A 17,743-nucleotide genomic window follows, 5' to 3' on the forward strand; every position below is an offset into this window, starting at 1 on the left:
GCGTACTAGACAGGGACCCATGCGAATTCAGGTGAGGCGCACGGGCGGGTTCGCGGGCATCGAGCGGAGCGCCGAGGTGGACACCTCGGGGCGGCCCGACGACCACGAGTGGCGGGCCCTGGCCGAGAAGGCACTGGCCGCCGGCGGGGGCACGCCCCCGGCCGGCGTCCCGGACGGGTTCAGCTACGAGATCACCGTGGACGGCAGGACGGTGTACGCGGCGGATCCCCGGCTGACCGAGGAACAGCGCAGACTCGTCTCCCGGGTGCTCCGGGAGGGCGCGTAGCCATCCGTCGGCGCAGGGGCGTTGACTTCCGTTACCGCGGGTACGGATGATCCGCGCATGGCGACTGACACGGGCGACCCGGGCACGGCCCTCCCCCGGTTCCCGGCCGGCTTCCTGTGGGGCGTGTCCACCTCGGCGCACCAGATCGAGGGGGCGGCGGACGAGCGCGCGCCGTCCGTGTGGGACGAGTTCACGGCCCGGCCGGGCCGGGTCAAGGACGGCTCCACCGCGGCGGTGGCCTGCGACCACTACCACCGCCACGGTGAGGACGTGGCGCTCCTGGCCGGCCTCGGCGTGGACGCCTACCGCTTCTCGATCTCCTGGCCCCGGGTGAACTCCCCCGGCGGCCTGGACTTCTACGACCGCCTGGTGGACGAGCTGTGCGCGGCCGGCGTACGTCCGGTCCCCACCCTCTTCCACTGGGACCTGCCGGCGGAACTGGACTGGCTTCAGCGGGACACGGCGGCGCGGTTCGCCGAGTACGCGGCCGTGGTGGCCGGCCGCCTCGGCGACCGCGTGACGAAGTGGATCACTCTCAACGAACCGGCCGAGCACACGCTGCTGGGCCACGCGCTGGGGGTGCACGCCCCCGGCGGGCGACTGCTCTTCGACGCGCTCCCGGTCGCCCACCACCAGCTCCTCGCCCACGGCCTGGCGGTCGGCGCGCTGCGCGCGGCCGGGGCGGCGGACATCGGCATCGCCAACTCGCACGGCCCGACCTGGCCGGCGTCGCGGGAACCGGCGGACCTGGCGGCGGCCGACCTCTACGACGTGCTGCTGAACCGGATGTTCGCCGAGCCGCTGCTGCTCGGCCGGTACCCGGAGGGGATCGGCGAGCTGATGCCGGGCGACGTCGAGGCGGACCTGAAGGTCGTCGCCGAGCCGATCGACTGGTACGGGATCAACTACTACGCCCCCACCCGCGTGGGCGCCCCGCAGGACGCCGGGACCGAGTTCGGCGGCGTCGCCCTGCCGGCCGAGCTGCCCTTCTCGGTGCGGGAGATCGAGGGCCGCCCGGTCACGGACTTCGGCTGGCCCGTCGTCCCCGAGGGGCTCACCGAGCTGCTGACCGGTTTCCGCGACCGCTACGGCGAGAGGCTCCCGCCCGTCGTCATCACCGAGAACGGCTGCTCCTACGACGGCCTGGACGACCAGGACCGCATCGCCTACCTGGACGGCCACGTCCGGGCCCTGCACCGGGCGATGACGCGGGGCGTCGACGTGCGCGGCTACTTCGTGTGGTCGCTGCTGGACAACTTCGAGTGGGCGGAGGGGTACGCGCGCCGGTTCGGTCTGGTGCACGTGGACCACGAGACCCTGAAGCGCACGCCGAAGGCGTCGTACGCCTGGTTCCGGGACGTGCTGCGGGCGCAGCGGGACTGACACCCCGCACCGGGCCGGCGGCGGCGCTCGCCGGGCCGGCGCGGGGGCACGGGCCGGCGCGCGGCCACGGGCCTGTCGCGGGGGCGCGAGCCGGAGTGGGGGCCAGAGCCGGAGTGGGGGCACGAGCCGGAGTGGGGGCACGGGCGGGCCGGGACGAGGCCCGCGGGTCGCCGGCCCCGCCCGGGTCCTGGCGCCCGTCCCCGCGGCCTGCCGGTTCCGCGCCGGCGCCCCGCTCCCCGGCGCCGCTCCCAGGGGCGCCCGGCCGGTGCCCGGTGAAAAGTCCTACGGTGTTGTCACTCCCGCGTCGTACCCTGGGAAACGCGAGGCCGCCCTCAGCTGTGCGGCCGTGACGAGGAGGAACCGCAGGCCTTCAGCGCCGGCCCATGACTCAGACACCCGCAGCCAACACCCCCGCGCAGGGGCAGGCGAGAGCACAGTTCACCGTCCCCGCCCAGCACCCCATGGTGACCGTGCTGGGTTCCGGCGACTCCCTCCTGCGCGTGATCGAGAAGGCCTTCCCGGGGGCCGACATCCATGTCCGGGGCAACGAGATCAGCGCGGTCGGCGACCCCTCGGACGTCGCCCTCATCCAGCGCGTGTTCGACGAGATGATGCTGGTGCTCCGCACCGGGCAGCCGATGACGGAGGACGCAGTGGAACGCTCGATCGCCATGCTCAAGGCGAGCGAGAACGGGGAGGGCGACGGCCAGGAGACCCCGGCCGAGGTCCTGACGCAGAACATCCTGTCCTCGCGCGGTCGCACCATCCGCCCCAAGACGCTCAACCAGAAGCGGTACGTCGACGCGATCGACAAGCACACGATCGTCTTCGGCATCGGCCCCGCGGGCACCGGCAAGACCTATCTGGCGATGGCCAAGGCGGTGCAGGCCCTGCAGTCCAAGCAGGTCAACCGCATCATCCTGACCCGCCCCGCGGTCGAGGCCGGCGAGCGGCTCGGCTTCCTGCCGGGCACCCTGTACGAGAAGATCGACCCCTATCTGCGCCCGCTGTACGACGCCCTGCACGACATGATCGACCCGGACTCCATCCCGCGGCTCATGGCCGCCGGGACGATCGAGGTCGCGCCGCTCGCCTACATGCGCGGCCGGACGCTCAACGACGCCTTCATCATCCTGGACGAGGCCCAGAACACCAGCCCCGAGCAGATGAAGATGTTCCTCACCCGGCTCGGCTTCGACTCGAAGATCGTCATCACGGGCGACGTGACGCAGGTCGACCTGCCGAACGGCACGAAGAGCGGTCTGCGCCAGGTCCAGGACATCCTGGAGGGGGTCGAGGACGTCCACTTCTCCCGTCTGTCGTCGCAGGACGTCGTACGGCACAAGCTGGTGGGCCGTATCGTCGACGCGTACGAGAAGTACGACAGCGACCACGGCACCGAGAACGGCGGCGCCCCCAGGGGCGGCCGTCCCAGGACCGCCGGGCACGGGCACAAGGGGAAGTAGACCAGCACGACCATGTCGATCGACGTCAACAACGAGTCCGGAACCGAGGTCGACGAGCAGGCGATCCTCGACGTCGCCCGCTACGCACTCGCGCGGATGCGCATCCACCCGCTCTCCGAGCTCTCGGTGATCGTCGTGGACGCCGACGCCATGGAGCAGCTGCACATCCAGTGGATGGACCTGCCCGGGCCGACGGATGTCATGTCCTTCCCGATGGACGAGCTGCGGCCGCCGAGCAAGGACGACGACGAGCCCCCGCAGGGCCTGCTCGGCGACATCGTGCTCTGCCCGGAGGTCGCCGCGAAGCAGGGGTCCGAGGCCCCGACGCGGCACTCCATGGACGAGGAGCTGCAGCTGCTCACCGTGCACGGCGTGCTGCACCTCCTCGGTTACGACCACGAGGAGCCGGACGAGAAGGCCGAGATGTTCGGCCTCCAGGCCGCGATCGTGGACGGCTGGCGTGCCGAGCGGGGCCTGACCGGCCCGTCCCCGGCCCCCACCGTCTCGTGATCCGCCGATGAGTCCTCAGATCGTCGTCGGCGCGGTCGCCCTGGTCGTCGTCGCATGGCTCGCCGCCTGCGCGGAGGCGGGTCTGGCGCGCGTCTCCGGCTTCCGCGCCGAGGAGGCCGTGAAGTCCGGCCGCCGGGGCGCCACCAGGCTCGCCAAGGTCGCGGCGGACCCGACCCGCTATCTCAACGTGGCGCTGCTGGTGCGCGTCACGTGCGAGATGGCGGCGGCCGCCCTGGTCACGTACGCCTGTCTGGAGGCGTTCCCGGTCACCGCCGAGGCGCTGGTGGTCGCCATCGCGGTCATGGTGCTCGTCTCCTACGTCGCCGTCGGCGTCTCCCCGCGCACCATCGGGCGGCAGCATCCGCTGAACACGGCGACCGTGGCGGCGTACGTCCTGGTGCCGCTCGCCCGGGTCATGGGGCCGATCCCGTCGCTGCTGATCCTCATCGGCAACGCGCTCACCCCCGGCAAGGGCTTCCGCCGCGGCCCGTTCGCCTCCGAGGCGGAGCTGCGCGCGCTGGTCGACCTGGCCGAGCGCGAGTCGCTGATCGAGGACGAGGAGCGCCGGATGGTGCACTCGGTCTTCGAGCTGGGCGACACCCTGGTCCGGGAGGTCATGGTGCCGCGCACCGACCTCGTCGTCATCGAGCGGTTCAAGACCATCCGCCAGGCCCTCACGCTGGCGCTGCGCTCGGGTTTCTCGCGTATACCGGTCACCGGCGAGAGCGAGGACGACGTGGTCGGGATCGTGTACCTGAAGGACCTGGCCCGACGTACGCACGTCAGCCGGGACGCGGAGGGCGACCTGGTGTCCACGGCGATGCGCCCGGCCGTGTTCGTGCCGGACACCAAGAACGCCGGCGACCTGCTGCGGGAGATGCAGAAGGAGCGCAACCACGTCGCCGTGGTCATCGACGAGTACGGCGGCACGGCCGGCATCGTCACCATCGAGGACATCCTCGAGGAGATCGTCGGCGAGATCACCGACGAGTACGACCGGGAGCTGCCGCCCGTGGAGGAGCTGGGCGAGGACCGCTACCGCGTCACCGCCCGCCTCGACATCACCGACCTGGGCGAGCTGTACGGCCTGGAGGAGTACGACGACGAGGACGTGGAGACGGTCGGCGGACTGCTCGCCAAGGCGCTGGGCCGGGTGCCCATCGCCGGGGCGTCGGCCGTCGTCGAGCTGCCGGACGACCGGGCGCTGCGGCTGACCGCGGAGGCCGCGTCCGGCCGCCGGAACAAGGTCGTGACGGTGCTGGTGGAACCGGCCGGGGAACACGGCGGGAACGGGAAGGACGGGGAGAAGCCCGAGTGACGCCCCGGGAGCTGCGCGCCCTGTGCCTGTCCTTCGACGCCGCCGTGGAGGACTTCCCCTTCAACCCGGAGACCTCCGTCTTCAAGGTGCGGGGCAAGCTCTTCGCCCTGTCGGCGCTCGACGCGCGGCCGCTGAGGGTGAACCTCAAGTGCGAGCCGGAGAACGCGGTCCGGCTGCGCGGCGAGCACCCGGGGCTGATCGTCCCCGGCTGGCACATGAACAAGCGTCACTGGAACACGGTGACGGTCGACGCGCAGCTCCCGGACCGGCTGGTCCGGGAGCTCGTCGAGGACTCGTACGACCTGGTGGTGGCCGGTCTACCGCGTGCCGACCGGCTCCGCCTCGACCGTCCCTGAGGCCGGGCGGCCGCGCAGGCCCAGTCCGACCAGGACGGCCGCCGCGAGGACGATCACCGTGTCCAGGGCGAGCACGGTGCGCACGCCGGACAGCAGGTCGTCGGAGGTGGTGGCCAGCACGCCCAGCAGCGGGATGCCGACCGTGATGCCGACCTGCTGGGTGGAGGTGACCAGGCCGGTGGCCAGGCCCTGCTCCTCGTCGGGCACACCGGAGGTGACCGTGACGCCGTAGGAGATGATCGCGCCGAGGTGGCACATGCTGGCCAGCGACACGGCGGCGGTGGCCAGCCAGACCGACCAGGTGTGGGTGCCCAGGCCGAGCAGCGCCGCGACCAGCGCGCCCTGTCCGGCCAGCGAGCCGACCAGGGTGCGGCGGGCGCCGAAGCGGCCGATCACCTTCGCGGCACGGGAGCCGGCGACGGCCGACAGCACGCCCTGCACGCCGAAGACCAGGCCGGTCTCGAAGGCCGACAGGCGCAGGACCTCCTGGAGGTACAGGGTCAGGACGAAGACGACCGTCGACATCATCGAGAAGGTGACCAGACCGCCCACGTTGCCCCAGGCGACCGTGCGGCGGCGCAGCATCGGCAGCGAGACCAGCGGCGCCTGGCTGCGGGACTCGACGACCGCGAAGGCGGTGAGCAGGGCGAGCCCGGCGACCAGCGCGACGACGACGTCGGCACGGCCGAAGCCCTGGTCGGCGGCGGTGGACAGGGCGTAGATCAGCGAGAGCAGACCGGCGGTGACGGTGACCGCGCCGGGCACGTCCAGCCGGGGGCGCTCGGGGGTGCGTGACTCCGGCAGCAGGCCGGGCGCGAGCGGCAGCACGGTCAGCGCGAACACGGTCAGCAGGGCCATCGTGGAACGCCAGCCGAAGGCGTCGGTGAGGACGCCGCCGGCGACCATGCCGACGGTGAAGCCCAGCGACAGCAGCGTGCCGGAGATGCCGAGGGCGCGGTCCCGGGCCGGTCCCTCGGGGAAGGTGGTGGTCAGCAGGGACATGCCGGTCGGCACGATCGCCGCCGCGCCCAGGCCCTGCAGGGCCCGGCCGGCCAGGAAGGACGCCGGGTCCCAGGCGAGGGTGGCCAGCAGCGAGGCGGCGCCGAACAGGGCGAGACCGGCCAGGAACAGCTTCCGGCGGCCGTACAGGTCGCCGATGCGGCCGAACAGCAGCAGGAAGCCACCGGACGGGAGCGCGAACGCGGTGACCGCCCACTGCAGCGCGGACCGGCTCATGCCGAGGTCGGTGCCGAGTTCGGGCAGGGCCACGTTGAGTACGGAGAAGTCCAGGGCGACCATGAACTGGGCCGCGCACAGGACGAAGAGGACCAGTCTGTCGCGCGTCGACAGCCGAGGGTCGTCGAGCGGTTCCCGGACGGGGACGGTGGTGGGTGAGGTGGTGGTGTCGATCGCCATGGCGTAGAGCTTCGTCCGGCCGGAACAGGCGTGGGGAGTCGCGATTTATGGTGGTGGTGGCACCACCAGACAGTGCGAGGGGGGATCCGTACGTGCCCGAGGCGGACGCGTTCAAGAGTCATCGGCTGCGCGAACTGCGCGAGTTCCTGATGAGCAGGCGGGCCCGGGTGAGCCCGGCCGAGGCGGGGCTGCCCGCGGGCGGGCCCCGGCGCCGCACGCCCGGGCTGCGGCGCGAGGAGGTGGCGGTCCTCGCCGGGGTGGGCGTCTCCTGGTACCAGTGGCTGGAGCAGGGCCGGGACATCTCCGTCTCGCCGCAGGTCCTGGACTCCGTGGCCCGGGTGCTGCGGCTGGACAACACCGAGCGCCGCCATCTGTACGTGCTGGCCGGGCTGAATCCGCCCGCCCCGGAGGTGGCGCCGGACAGGCGGGACATGTGCGAGGGGCTGCGGCGGCTGATCGACACCTGGATGCCGTATCCGGCGCACATCATGGACATGTACTACAACTGCGTGTTGTACAACGACGCCGCCGCGGTGGTGCTGGGCATGCGGCCGGACGGCACGCAGAACTGCCTCGTCGATTTCTTCACCGACCCGCTGTACCGCTCGCGTTCCAAGAGCTGGGAGCGCAACGCGCGCACCGTCGTCGCGCAGTTCCGCGCCGCGTGCGCCGCCCGCCCCGACGACCAGGGCTACCAGGCGGTGCTGGCCCAGGTCGCCGAGGCCAGCGAGGAGTTCACGGCCATGTGGGAGGAGCGGGACATCGAGGAGCCCGGGCAGATCCGCAAGGAGCTGCACCATCCGCTGGTGGGGCTGCTGTGCGTGGAGTCGACGGCGATGCGGGTGCCGGCCCGGCCCGATCTGACGATCGTGCTGCACACGCCGCTGGACGAGGCGAACACCGCGGCGAAGCTGGAGTGGCTGGCCTCGCCGGAGGGACGGCGCGGGACGATGTACCCGCTGGCCGGGTGAGCCGGGCGGCGGGGCGAGCCCGGCGGCACAGCGCATCGGGCGGCGGGGCGGGCCCGGCGGCGCGGTGAGCGCGGCGGGGCGGCAGCCCGGCGGGGCACGCGGTCGTGGCGGCGCGGGCCGGGCGGGCGCCGGTGCGGCTCGGGTGGTTGGCCTCCGGTGCGGCTCGGGGTGGTTGGCCGTCGGCGCGGCTCCGTATGCTCGGATCATGACCGACAGCAACGGGCTCGATCCCGAGGACCGCAAGATCGTCACCCTGGCCCGCTCGGTGCGGGCCCGCAACGGCGTGCCGGAGGGCGCGGCCGTACGCGACGAGACCGGCCGCACCTACGCCGCCGGGTCGGTGCACCTGGCCTCGCTGAAGCTGAGCGCCCTGCAGACTGCGGTGGCGATGGCGGTGGCCTCCGGCGCGAAGTCGCTGGAGGCGGCTGCCGTGGTCAGCGAGGCGGAGGGCGTCGCGCCCGAGGACCGGGCCGCGGTGGGCGACCTGGGCGGCCCGTCGACGCCGGTGCTGCTGGCCGGCCCGGACGGCACGGTCCGGCTGACGGAGCCGGCCGGACCCGCCGAGTAGGACCGGGGCCCCGGCGCCTCAGAGCGCGTCGGGGCCGCGCTCGCCCGTGCGGACCCGTACGACCGTCTCGACGGGCACGGCCCACACCTTGCCGTCGCCGATCTTCCCGGTCCGCGCGGCCCGCACCACGGCGTCGATGACGGCCTCGGCGTCGGCGTCCTCGACGACCATGTCGATCCTGACCTTGGGCACGAGATCGACCCGGTACTCGGCGCCGCGGTACACCTCCGTGTGGCCGCGCTGCCGGCCGTAGCCGCTCGCCTCGGTCACGGTCAGACCGTCCACCCCCATCTCCTGGAGCGCGGTCCTCACCTCGTCGAGGCGGTGCGGCTTGATGATCGCGGTGATGAGCTTCATGCCTGGCAATTGTCCTTCCGGGCGCGAGAGTGGACGCAGGGCGCGCCGACCGGGACGCCGTGCCCCAGGACCCGGTGAGAGGGTCACCGGTGCGCGTTTCCTGTCGCGTACGGGTGTGTTTCCGTGACGTTTCGTGTCGCGCGGGGGTCTGCGGCGCCCCACCGGGACCGGGTGGGGCCGCGGGCGTGCGTGGCGGCCTCGTCGATCAGGGACAATGGGCGCCATGAGCGTTCGTACCCAGTCATCCGAGCAGCCGGCCGAGTCCGTCCACCGCGCCGGCTTCGCCTGCTTCGTGGGCCGTCCCAACGCGGGCAAGTCCACCCTCACGAACGCTCTGGTCGGGCAGAAGGTGGCGATCACCGCCAACCAGCCGCAGACCACGCGGCACACCGTGCGGGGCATCGTGCACCGGGAGGAGGCGCAGCTGATCCTGGTGGACACCCCGGGTCTGCACAAGCCGCGCACGCTGTTGGGCGAGCGGCTCAACGACGTGGTGCGCACGACGTGGGCGGAGGTCGACGTGATCGGCTTCTGTCTGCCGGCGAACGAGAAGATCGGTCCCGGCGACCGCTTCATCGCCAAGGAACTGGCGGGGATCAAGAAGTCCCCGAAGGTCGCCATCGTCACCAAGACCGACCTCGTCGACTCCAAGGCCCTGGCCGAGCAGCTCATCGCGATCGACCAGCTGGGCAGGGAGCTGGGCATCGACTGGGCGCAGATCGTCCCGGTGTCGGCGACCGCGAACAAGCAGGTCGACCTGCTGGCGGACCTGCTGATCCCGATGCTGCCCGAGGGGCCGGCCCTCTATCCCGAAGGCGACCTCACCGACGAGCCCGAGCAGGTCATGATCGCGGAACTCATCCGCGAGGCGGCCCTGGAGGGCGTGCGCGACGAGTTGCCGCACTCCATCGCGGTGGTGGTCGAGGAGATGCTGCCGCGCGAGGACCGCCCCGCGGACAAGCCGCTGCTGGACATCCACGCGAACGTCTTCATCGAGCGGCCGAGCCAGAAGGGCATCATCATCGGCCCCAAGGGCAAGCGCCTGAAGGAGGTCGGCATCAAGTCCCGCAAGCAGATCGAGGCGCTGCTGGGCACGCCGGTCTTCCTGGACCTGCACGTGAAGGTGGCCAAGGACTGGCAGCGGGACCCGAAGCAGCTGCGGCGGCTGGGGTTCTGAGCGGGCCCCGTCCGGCCGCCCGTCCGTCCGGGTGGCGGAGTTCCCTCCGGGGCTCCATCCCGGCGCCGCGCGGCCCCGCCCCGCCCCGGAGAGGACGCGGACCACACGCCCGGATGGCGCGGGCCGTCCCGAAGGCGCCGTGGGACGGCCCCGGCGCGCAGGCCGCCGCGTCCGGGGGGCCTGCGGTCCTCTTCGCCCGCGGCCTCCTCAGCGCAGTGCCCGCAGGGCCTTCTCCGCCCCCTTCGCGCCGACTCTCACGAAGACGGGTGTGGTGCCCAGGGGCGTGGCGTAGGCCCTGAGGGTCGTTCCGCCGCGGACGGTCCGGCCGTGGGCCACGTCGTACCAGGAGCCCGGCGGGAGGTGGACGTCCCTGGCCGTGGCGTCGGCGAGTTGGGGCGCGGCCAGGACGGCCGGGCCGAGCATCCACTCGTCGGCGGTCGTGTAGGCGGGCGCGTCCTCGGGGAAGTCGAAGAAGAGCGGGCGCATGATCGGATCGCCGGTCCTCAGGGTCTGCTGGACCTGGTCCCAGATGTACGGGGCGAGGCGGCCGTGGCGGGCGATGGCCTGGCGGTAGAGGGCGATCGTCTCCTCGTCGTACACCACCTTGCCGCCCGTCCTCGGGTCGTTCGTGTCCACCGGGGACGTGGAGGCGTACATCAGGGGCATCAGGGACGCCGACTGCGCCCAGCGGATCAGGACCTGCTTGCTCGGGGCCGGCTGGCCGCTGGAACCGCCGATCATGTCGGTGGTGACGAACGGGTAGCCGATCGTGGAGATGGCCAGGTTCTGGGCGACGGAGGCGCGCAGGGAGTTCCAGCCGGTGCCCTTGTCGACCTGGCGGGTGACGAACCCCGCCCGGTGGGCGGCGGTGTCCCAGTGGACGCGGATGCCGACGCCCTGGAGGTCGTAGCCGTCGGCCAGTCCGGCGCCGAGCCGTTGGTAGTCGGTGGGCGTGTAGCCCTCGTGGGGGGCGCACTTGTCGTCGAAGAAGCGGGTGTCGAACTTCAGGCCGTCGACGTCGTAGGCGCTCATGAGGGTCTTGAGGCGGCCCTCGTACCACGCCTTCGCGTCCGGGTTGCCGAGGTCGACGATGCCCGCGGTGCCGTTCCACCAGGTGACCGTGCAGGGCTTGGCGGTGTCGGCCGCGTCCTTGAGCAGGTACCCGTGGTCGGCGGCGTACCGGTACTGGTCGGAGTCGAGGTTGATCCACAGGGTGACCCAGAGGCCGAAGTCGAAGCCCAGGTCGTGGATCTGGCGGGACATGGCCGCGGGGTCGGGGTACGCCTTCGCGTCGAAGGTCATGTTCCCGTAGTCCGACTCCCACTTGTCGTCGAGCTGGAGGGCGTGGCCGGTGACGCCCGCGTCGTGCAGGTCCTGGGCGTAACCGAGGAGTTTCGCCTGGTCGATGTGGGTGTAGAACTGCGCCCAGGAGTTCCACACCGGTTCGGCGTACTGGCGGTAGGAGGCGTCGGTCTTCGCCGGTGTGCCGACGATGCCCACGTAGTCGCGGTAGACGTCCAGGGGCGCGGACTCCACGAAGACGGTCGCCCGGTAGGGGGCCGCCGCGGTGGCGTCGACGTCGAAGCGGCCGAGACCGTCGCCGTTCCGGTTGATCGCCACGTCCATGACCTGGCCGGTGTCCACCCGCAGACCGGTCGCGCGCGAGGTGTACCAGAACGGATCGATCATGTAGTAGGACGCCGGGCCGAAGCCGGGGTGGACGACCTGTCCGCTGTCCAGCGGCCACGGCTGGGCGGTGCCCGGGCCGCCGTCCGGGGTCTGCGCCTCGCCGTGACCGTACCAGTGGCCCGCGGACTTCAGGTCATAGGCCAGGCCCAGGCGCTCGGGCACGGTCCCCTTGACCTGCCAGTCGAGCTGGTAGCGGTCGGCGGCCGGGGTGATCCGGGCCTCGACCGTGGCGCCGGGCGCGGTCGTGGCGGCGGTGAGGGCGAGCGTGCCCTTCTTCCAGGTCCAGCCGGTGACGCGGGTGGCGTGCTGCCAGGTGCCCGCGGCGCGGAAGCGCAGGGCGCCGGTGTCGCCGCCCGCGGGGGTGGCCAGGACCGTGGCGCCCGAACGGCTCGTGGTGAGGGCGAGTCGACCGGTCGTCACCCTCAGGCGGTAGCCGGGGGTGGTGCGGCCGGGCGGGACGGTCAGGGTGAGTCCGTCCGGGGAATGGGTGAGGCGGGGGGCCGGAGCGGCCTCGGCGGACACCGGCACCCGCGCCCGCGCCTGGTGCGGTGTCGCGGCGAGGGTCAGGGGGAGGGCGAGGGCGGCGAGGAGCACTCCGGTTCTGCGTGCTGGTCTGCGCACGACGCATGTCCTTCGACGGAGGGAGCCGGTCAGGAGGGATTCATGGGTCAGGAAGTGCGGGAGCCCGTGCGGTACCGCACCGGTACCGGTGCAATGTCGTGCTTGATTTCGCCGATGATCGAGCAGCAAACGTCATCTGTCAATGGCGACCTTGGATACGGGCTCCGGCCGGCCGGGTATGGGCGACGGGAGCCCGCCGGTCCGGCGGGCACGGCTCCGCCTCACGCCGACCTGCCGAAACCGATGGTGGGTACGGCCCTGCGGCGCGGCCACGGCTCGACGCACGCCTCCGGCACCAGAGCGTCCAGGAAGGCGTACCGCCGCAGCGCCGCCGGGTCCTGTCCGGCCACCGACTGCACGCGGCGCCACCAGGCCGCGATCTCCGACCAGCCGGGCGCCGAGAGCGAGCCTCCGAACTCCTGCACGGACAGCGCGGCGGTGAGACCGGCGAAGGCGAGGCGGTCGGCCAGCGGCCAGCCGGCCAGCGTGCCGGTGACGAAGCCGGCCACGAAGACGTCGCCCGCTCCGGTGGGGTCCAGCGCCTCCACCGCGATGGCGGGCACCTCGGCGCTCTCCCCGGTGCGCCGGTCGACCGCGTAGGCGCCCTCCGCGCCGAGGGTGACGACCGCGACCGGCACGAACTCGGTGAGCGCGTGCGCGGCGGTGCGCGGGCAGTCGGTGCGCGTGTAGCGCATCGCCTCCTGCGCGTTGGGCAGGAACGCCTCGCAGTGCTCCAGGTCGGTCAGGCCCGCCAGGTCCCAGGCGCCGGTGTCGTCCCAGCCGACGTCCCCGAAGACGCGGGTGCCCCTGCGGGCGGCCTCCGCGATCCAGGGGGCGGGCCGGCCGGGGGTCAGGGAGGCCACGGCGGCCCGCGCGCGGGGCAGGCAGTGCGGGGCGACCTCCTGGACCAACAGGTCCTCCGGGGGCGGCTCGTGGCCGTGGGAGACCATCGTGCGCTCCCCCTCGTACGCCATGGAGACGGTGACCGGGGAGTGCCAGCCGGGGACGGTGCGGGACGGGGAGAGGTCGATGCCCTCGCCCTGCTCCAGCGCGTCCCAGCAGTACTCGCCGTAGTGGTCGTCGCCGAACGCCGCGGCCAGGGAGGTGCGCAGACCGAGGCGGGCCAGCGCGGTCGCCATGTTGGCCACGCCTCCCGGACTCGACCCCATCCCGCGCGCCCAGGACTCGGTGCCGCGCACCGGGGCGGAGTCGAGCCCGGTGAAGATGATGTCGAGGAAGACGGTGCCGGTGAGGTAGACGTCGCAGGCCGGGTCGCCCGTGGTGCGCAGGGCGGCCAGCGGGTCGACCTGGGGGCCGAGGTGGGCGTGCGGCGCCCCCACGATGTACTCGCGGTCACGCGGGTAGCCCCCGTCCCGCGGGTCGTCCCGCGGGCCTTCCTCCCGCGGTTCGGACTCCCGCGGGTGTTGCCGGCCCCGCGGGCGCTGCCGCTCCCGCGCGGACTCCTCGTCCCGCGGGTGCTCCTGCCCCCGCGGGTGCTCCCGGTCCCGGTCGGTCGGGTGCTCCCGGTCGTGCGGGTACTCCGGTCCCTCTCCGGCGGACGTGTTGGACGCGGCCACGGTGCGCTCCCTGCGTGTTGCGGATCAGGACAGTGTGCACCAGAGCACCGACGGCGCGTCGGCACTCCCGTCCAAGAGGCCGTTCGGCCGGCGGCTACCAGCGGGGCGTCGCGGGCGTGACCCATCCCGGCTCGGCGACCCGCATCGCCGCCGCGTCGTCGCGGTCCCGGAGCGTGCCGTCGTCCTCCAGCCAGCGGCGGTGCAGGCGCGCCAGTTCGTCCCGGTCGAGTTCGACTCCGAGGCCGGGTGCGTCCGGGACGGCGACCCGCCCGGCGTCGAAGGCGAGGCGTTCGGTCAGGACGTCCTCCGACTGCCAGGGGTAGTGGCTGTCACAGGCGTGGTGGAGGTTCTCGACGGTGGCCGCCACGTGGGTCATCGCGGCCAGACTGATGCCCAGATGGGTGTTGGAGTGCATGGACACGCCGACGCCGAAGGCGTCGCACAGGGCCGCCAGGTGCTGGGTGCTGCGCAGACCGCCCCAGTAGTGGTGGTCGCAGAGCACCACCTGGACCGCGCCCCTGGTGAACGCCTCCTCGATCTCGCCGAAGGTCGTCACGCACATGTTGGTGGCCAGCGGCACCTCGGTCCGCGCGGCCACCTCGGCCATGGCCGAGGTGCCCAGCGCGGGATCCTCCAGGTACTCCAGGACGTCGCCGAGTTCCCGGGCGACGCGCACCGAGGTCTCCACCGACCAGGCGCCGTTGGGGTCGAGCCGCAGCGGGTGTCCCGGGAACGCCTCGGCCAGCGCCCGGACGGCGGCCGTCTCCTGTTCCGGCGGGAAGACACCGCCCTTGAGCTTGAAGGAGGTGAAGCCGTGGAGCTCCTTGAACCTGCGCGCCTGTTCCACCACTCCCGCCGGATCGAGGGCCGCGCCCCAGTCGTCCGGCTCGCTCGGCACACCGGCGGGATGGCCGGCCCACTTGTAGAAGAGGTAGGCGCTGTACTCGACGGCGTCCCGCACCTTGCCGCCGAGCAGGGCGTGCACGGGCAGGCCGACCGCCTTGCCGAGCGCGTCGAGGCAGGCGACCTCGAACGCGGAGACGACGGACAGGCGCAGCTTGTCGGCGGTCTGGACGCCGCGCAGCCCTCCGACGTCGACGGCGTCCTCGACCCGGGCCGCGTCCACGGCGACATCGAGCGCGAGCAGGCCGTTCAGGTCGCTGACCGAACGGCCGACGAGCCGTTCGGCGAGCAGACGGGCCGGCTCCAGGTACTTGGCGTCCCCGTAGGTCTCGCCCAGCCCGGTCGTCCCGTCGGCCGTCACCACCTCCACGATCAGGCGGGGCGTGTACGGCTGGTGGACGCCCTGTGTGTTCAGCAGCGGCGGGTCGGCGACCAGGATCGGCGTCAGCCGTACCTCGGTGATGGCGAGGTCGCGGGTCACGGGGCGGCTCCTACGGGCTCGGGTCCGGCGGGCGGCGAGAGAGTTCATGTATGAGAACGCTTGCCATGTATAAGAATCGAGCCTAGAGAGGCGCCCCACGGCCGTCAATGGATCGGCTGCCGGCTGCCGGCGTCACCGCACGTCCGGCTCCCCGCCGACGCGACGACCGCGCCCGGCAACGCGTCAGGGCGCGCCCCGCCGGTGCCGGGCGCGCCCTGATGAGCGAGGGGGGCGACTACGAGAACCGGTACGCAGCCACCTCGGCCAGGTAGCGCTGCCGGCGCTCCTCGTCGTGCTCCAGGAAGGAGGCGAGGAAGGAGTTGCGGGCCAGCTCGCGCAGCCGGTCCTCGGTCAGGCCGAGGCCGCGCCGGACCGCGTCGAAGTTGTCGCCGGCGTAGCCGCCGAAGTAGGCCGGGTCGTCGGAGTTGACCGTGCACAGCAGGCCGGCGTCCAGCATGGCGGGCAGCGGGTGGTCGGCGAGGGTGTCGACGGTGCGCAGCCGGACGTTGGACAGCGGGCACAGGGTCAGCGGTATCCGGTCGCGCACGAGGCGGTCGACCAGCGCGGGATCCTCCATGCAGCGCAGTCCGTGGTCGATCCGTTCGACGCCGAGCACGTCCAGGGCCTCGGCGACGTACTCCGGCGGGCCCTCCTCGCCGGCGTGCGCCACGCGCCGCAGCCCGAGGGCGGCGGCGGCCTCGTAGACCTCGCGGAACTTCACCGGCGGGTGCCCGACCTCGGCGGAGTCCAGGCCGACGCCCACGATCCGGTCGAGGTACGGCCGGGCGGCCCGGAGCGTCTCCATCGCCGACTCGGCGGACTCGTCGCGCAGGAAGCACATGATCAGCTGGGTGGAGACGCCGTGGTTCTCCTCGCTGCGGCCCAGCGCCCGCCACAGGCCCTCGACGACCGTGCCCATCTCCACGCCGCGACAGAGGTGGGCCTGCGGGTCGAAGAAGATCTCCGCGTGCCGCACGCCCTGCGCGGCGGCCCGGGCGAGGTAGGCGTCGGCGAGGTCCTGGAAGTCCTGCTCGGTGCGCAGGACGGCCATGAGTTCGTAGTACAGGTTCAGGAAGGACTGCAGGTCCTCGAACCGGTACGCCTCGCGGAGCTCGTCGGTGTCCGCGTACGGCAGCTCGACGCCGTTGCGCGCGGCCAGCTCGAACGCGAGCTCGGGCTCCAGGGTGCCTTCGATGTGGAGGTGCAGTTCGGCTTTGGGCAGGGGCATCAGAGAATGGTACGGCCTGTTCACCGACGTTTCGGAACCGGGACCCGCAGCAGGTCGTGCGCCACGGTCAGCTCGCCCTCGAACCCGGCCGCCCGCGCCTGCCGCTCGAACTCGTCCGGATCGGTGTAGCGCTGGCTGAAGTGGGTGAGGACGAGGTGCCGTACGCCGGCCTCCCGCGCCACCCGGGCCGCCTGGCCGGCGGTCAGGTGTCCGTGCTCGACGGCCAGTTCCTCGTCGTCGTCCAGGAAGGTCGACTCGATCACCAGCAGGTCGCAGCCCTCGGCGAGGGCGTGCACCCCGTCGCACAGCCGGGTGTCCATGACGAAGGCGAACCGCTGCCCGCGCCGCACCTCGCTGACGGCCTCCAGCGGGATCCCGTCCAGCGCTCCCTCCCGCTGGACGCGGCCCACGTCCGGCCCCTTGATCCCGTGGGCGGCGAGGCGGTCGGGCAGCATCCGGCGCCCGTCCGGCTCGACGATCCGGTAGCCGTAGGACTCGACCGGGTGCGAGAGGCGGCGGGCCTCCAGAGCGTAGGCCCCGCTCTCCGCGAGCACGCCGTCGGCGGCGACCGGGGCCTCGGTCAGGGAGACCGTCTCGCGGTAGGCGGTGGCGTACCGCAGGCGGTCGAAGAAGCGCTGGCCCGAGCGGGGGTAGTGCGCGGTGATCTCGTGCGGCACCTGGTCCAGGTTGATCCGCTGGATCACGCCGGCCAGACCCAGCGAGTGGTCGCCGTGGAAGTGGGTGACGCAGATCCGGTTCAGGTCGTGCGCCGCGACCCCGGCGCGCAGCATCTGCCGCTGGGTGCCCTCGCCGGGGTCGAACAGGATGCCCTCGCCGTCCCAGCGCAGCAGGTAGCCGTTGTGGTTGCGGTGCCGGGTCGGGACCTGGCTGGCGGTGCCGAGGACGACGAGTTCACGGACGGACACGGCAGCCTACCCGGGGGGCCACTGCAGGCCGCGGCCGCCGACCACGTGGGCGTGGGCGTGCCACACGGTCTGGCCGGCGCCGGAGCCGGTGTTGAAGACGGTGCGGTAGCTGTCCAGCTTCTCGTCGTCGGCGACGGCCCGGGTCTCGCGCAGGACGTCCGCGGCCAGTTCCGGGGCGCCGGCGGCGAGGGTCGCGGCGTCCTTGTAGTGCGCCTTGGGGATCACCAGGACATGGGTGGGCGCCTGGGGGTTTATGTCGCGGAACGCGAGGGTCGTGTCCGTCTCGCGGACGACGGTCGCGGGGATCTGGCCTGCGACGATCTTGCAGAACAGGCAGTCCTCCTGGGGCTCCCCTGCCATGTGGCCTCCTTAGGAGTGGATCTCGTACGGGCATGTTACCGAGCAACGCGGCTCCGGACGCCCGGCGTTGTCCCGCGAGGGCGGGCCGCGTGGTCCGGTGTGCGCGGGGCGCCCGAGGGCCCGCCCGCCGTGCCGCCCGGGGCGGCTCGG

At 72.8% G+C, this 17,743-nt stretch carries 17 protein-coding genes; 9 read left to right on the forward strand and 8 right to left on the reverse strand.

The window, feature by feature from the left end; genetic code table 11:
* Positions 1-19 precede the first annotated feature (19 nt).
* From ACF061_RS03270 to ACF061_RS03295, 6 genes are all read left to right on the forward strand, one after another.
* Positions 20-286 carry a protealysin inhibitor emfourin gene (locus ACF061_RS03270; RefSeq protein WP_392265064.1) on the forward strand — a complete coding sequence of 89 codons (267 nt, stop codon included), beginning with the start codon at positions 20-22 and terminating at the stop codon, positions 284-286.
* 57 nt (positions 287-343) lie between these two features.
* A complete protein-coding gene (locus tag ACF061_RS03275; protein ID WP_392265065.1) occupies positions 344-1,669 on the forward strand; it encodes a GH1 family beta-glucosidase in 1,326 nt (441 codons plus the stop codon).
* Between the two features lie 383 nt (positions 1,670-2,052).
* The gene (locus tag ACF061_RS03280) at positions 2,053-3,135 is read left to right on the forward strand and encodes a PhoH family protein (protein WP_392265066.1); all 1,083 of its coding nucleotides are present in this window, start codon (positions 2,053-2,055) and stop codon (positions 3,133-3,135) included.
* Positions 3,136-3,147: 12 nt separating this feature from the next.
* On the forward strand, positions 3,148-3,645 hold the full coding sequence (ybeY, locus tag ACF061_RS03285; RefSeq protein ID WP_392265067.1) for an rRNA maturation RNase YbeY: 498 nt from the start codon (positions 3,148-3,150) through the stop codon (positions 3,643-3,645).
* Positions 3,646-3,652: 7 nt separating this feature from the next.
* Complete coding sequence (locus ACF061_RS03290; protein ID WP_392265068.1) at positions 3,653-4,963, forward strand: hemolysin family protein; 1,311 nt, start codon at positions 3,653-3,655, stop codon at positions 4,961-4,963.
* Positions 4,960-5,319 carry an MmcQ/YjbR family DNA-binding protein gene (locus ACF061_RS03295; RefSeq protein ID WP_392265069.1) on the forward strand — a complete coding sequence of 120 codons (360 nt, stop codon included), beginning with the start codon at positions 4,960-4,962 and terminating at the stop codon, positions 5,317-5,319. Before ACF061_RS03290 ends, ACF061_RS03295 begins: the two co-directional genes overlap by 4 nt.
* Here the strand turns inward: ACF061_RS03295 and ACF061_RS03300 are convergent.
* Positions 5,281-6,735 (reverse strand): MFS transporter, encoded by a 1,455-nt coding sequence (locus ACF061_RS03300; protein ID WP_392265070.1) that lies wholly within the window; start codon positions 6,733-6,735, stop codon positions 5,281-5,283. The genes ACF061_RS03295 and ACF061_RS03300 overlap by 39 nt on opposite strands.
* Before the next feature lie 92 nt (positions 6,736-6,827).
* On the opposite strand from ACF061_RS03300, the gene ACF061_RS03305 reads away from it, so the two are divergent.
* Together ACF061_RS03305 and ACF061_RS03310 are read left to right on the forward strand one after the other, a co-directional pair.
* Positions 6,828-7,706, forward strand: coding sequence for a helix-turn-helix transcriptional regulator (locus ACF061_RS03305; protein ID WP_392265071.1), 879 nt, complete (start codon positions 6,828-6,830; stop codon positions 7,704-7,706).
* A gap of 205 nt (positions 7,707-7,911) precedes the next feature.
* Entirely contained in the window at positions 7,912-8,274 is a 363-nt protein-coding gene (locus ACF061_RS03310; RefSeq protein WP_392265072.1) for a cytidine deaminase, read from the forward strand.
* 18 nt (positions 8,275-8,292) lie between these two features.
* Here the strand turns inward: ACF061_RS03310 and ACF061_RS03315 are convergent, their stop codons facing one another.
* Positions 8,293-8,631, reverse strand: a complete 339-nt coding sequence (locus ACF061_RS03315) for a P-II family nitrogen regulator (protein ID WP_392265073.1) — start codon at positions 8,629-8,631, stop codon at positions 8,293-8,295.
* Between the two features lie 223 nt (positions 8,632-8,854).
* On the opposite strand from ACF061_RS03315, the gene era reads away from it, so the two are divergent.
* A complete protein-coding gene (era, locus tag ACF061_RS03320) occupies positions 8,855-9,808 on the forward strand; it encodes a GTPase Era (RefSeq protein ID WP_392265074.1) in 954 nt (317 codons plus the stop codon).
* A gap of 207 nt (positions 9,809-10,015) precedes the next feature.
* Here era and ACF061_RS03325 read toward each other — a convergent pair whose 3' ends face one another.
* The 6 genes from ACF061_RS03325 to ACF061_RS03350 all read right to left on the reverse strand — a co-directional run bounded on the left by ACF061_RS03325 (position 10,016) and on the right by ACF061_RS03350 (position 17,593).
* Positions 10,016-12,118 (reverse strand): glycoside hydrolase family 31 protein, encoded by a 2,103-nt coding sequence (locus tag ACF061_RS03325; protein ID WP_392265075.1) that lies wholly within the window; start codon positions 12,116-12,118, stop codon positions 10,016-10,018.
* Between the two features lie 221 nt (positions 12,119-12,339).
* Positions 12,340-13,458: a carbohydrate kinase family protein gene (locus ACF061_RS03330; RefSeq protein WP_392265386.1), complete on the reverse strand. Its 1,119-nt coding sequence runs from the start codon at positions 13,456-13,458 to the stop codon at positions 12,340-12,342.
* 331 nt (positions 13,459-13,789) lie between these two features.
* Complete coding sequence (locus tag ACF061_RS03335; protein ID WP_392265076.1) at positions 13,790-15,079, reverse strand: glucarate dehydratase family protein; 1,290 nt, start codon at positions 15,077-15,079, stop codon at positions 13,790-13,792.
* 235 nt (positions 15,080-15,314) lie between these two features.
* A complete protein-coding gene (locus ACF061_RS03340) occupies positions 15,315-16,307 on the reverse strand; it encodes an adenosine deaminase (RefSeq protein ID WP_392265077.1) in 993 nt (330 codons plus the stop codon).
* A gap of 20 nt (positions 16,308-16,327) precedes the next feature.
* Entirely contained in the window at positions 16,328-17,233 is a 906-nt protein-coding gene (locus tag ACF061_RS03345) for a ribonuclease Z (protein WP_392265078.1), read from the reverse strand.
* Between the two features lie 6 nt (positions 17,234-17,239).
* Positions 17,240-17,593 (reverse strand): histidine triad nucleotide-binding protein, encoded by a 354-nt coding sequence (locus tag ACF061_RS03350; RefSeq protein WP_392265079.1) that lies wholly within the window; start codon positions 17,591-17,593, stop codon positions 17,240-17,242.
* Positions 17,594-17,743: the final 150 nt, after the last annotated feature.

This window comes from Streptomyces sp. NPDC015220 (assembly GCF_043079345.1).
Lineage (GTDB): Bacteria > Actinomycetota > Actinomycetes > Streptomycetales > Streptomycetaceae > Streptomyces.